Genomic DNA, 268 nt, shown 5'->3' on the forward strand with positions numbered 1-268 from the left:
GAGTGCCTGCAAGGAAGCATGCCAATGTCTAGCACCGAGGTGGCATCTTCACGAAAAGCGAGGACCTTCGATCTGAGCTGGACATAGTTCGGGGCGGGACATAGTTCGGGGCGGGACATAGTCAAGCCTATTGACTGCTGGCAATAGGCTCGAGAGCACGGTCCGCTACCTCGGCATTGAAGTGGACGACGCCCTTGAGATGGCGGAGCAAACTGAAGTATGAAGGCAAACTGGCCGGCGAGCGGACGCTTGTCGGCCAGGCAGCGTC

Annotated in this window: 1 pseudogene; it reads left to right on the forward strand. The window is 58.6% G+C overall.

Annotated features, from left to right (window positions below):
• Positions 1-145: 145 nt before the first annotated feature.
• A pseudogene (locus AB4Y42_RS44490) lies at positions 146-223 on the forward strand (integrase); the annotation flags it as partial.
• Positions 224-268: the final 45 nt, after the last annotated feature.

Source organism: Paraburkholderia sp. EG286B (genome assembly GCF_040965655.1).
Lineage (GTDB): Bacteria > Pseudomonadota > Gammaproteobacteria > Burkholderiales > Burkholderiaceae > Paraburkholderia.